This window comes from Streptobacillus ratti, from assembly GCF_001891165.1.
Lineage (GTDB): Bacteria > Fusobacteriota > Fusobacteriia > Fusobacteriales > Leptotrichiaceae > Streptobacillus > Streptobacillus ratti.
Genome location: NZ_LKKW01000103.1, coordinates 1 through 315, shown reverse-complemented (window position 1 = coordinate 315; position 315 = coordinate 1). Strand labels below are relative to the sequence as shown.

At 66.3% G+C, this 315-nt stretch carries 1 protein-coding gene; it reads right to left on the bottom strand.

The window, feature by feature from the left end:
- Positions 1-315: biopolymer transporter ExbD (locus BT993_RS06975; RefSeq protein ID WP_208600531.1), on the bottom strand; the 315-nt coding region annotated here is incomplete at both ends.

Sequence of the window (315 nt, the reverse complement as noted above, 5' to 3'; positions counted from 1 at the left end):
TGGCCGGGAAATCGACTGCCGTGACCGGCGCGTCGCCGAGATACAGCTCGACATTCGAGTTGCAGCCGCCGCCGGTCCGCTTGACCGACAATGTCAGCGGCGGCTGGTTCGACGAGATCGACTTGCCGCCGCTCGCGACCGGCAGGTCGATGTCGATGTTCGACGTCATCAGCGGCGCCGCCACCATGAAGATGATCAAGAGCACCAGCATCACGTCGACCATCGGCGTGACGTTGATCTCGGGCATCACCGGCTTGCGCCCGCGGCGGCGCCTGCCGCCACCGCCGGACCCTGCCATGCTCATCGCCATGATCG